This is a genomic window from Pseudomonas sp. 01L34 (assembly GCF_056400265.1).
Genome location: NZ_JBFTSX010000061.1, coordinates 1 through 356, shown reverse-complemented (window position 1 = coordinate 356; position 356 = coordinate 1). Strand labels below are relative to the sequence as shown.

The 356-nt window shown below is 62.6% G+C and carries 1 protein-coding gene; it reads right to left on the bottom strand.

The features are described from left to right. A partial coding sequence (locus tag AC1DQM_RS29985) for a VCBS domain-containing protein (RefSeq protein WP_477747285.1) occupies nucleotides 1-356 on the bottom strand: 356 nt, incomplete at both ends.

Genomic DNA, 356 nt, shown 5'->3' with positions numbered 1-356 from the left:
GAGCCATAAGTGCCGGTATTGGACCCGGCAATACTCCAGGTGGCGGTGGCCGCATGATCAATGTCGGCCGAACTGAACTGACCGCTGACGCTGAGGCTGGTGTCCTCCTGCACCGCGCCCACCTCATTGCCCGACGCGAAGCTGAGCACTGGCGCATCGTTGCTGCCGGTGACAGTGACGGTCACCTGTTGGGTGTCGACGCCACCGAGGCCATCGCTGACCTGGATGGTGAACACTTCATTGTGAGTCTCGCCGGCCTGCAGTGATTGCACGGCACTGGCGACACCATCGGTGCCATTGGCCAGGGTGTAAGTCCACTGACCGCTGCCGTCGACGGCGATCGAGCCATAAGTGCC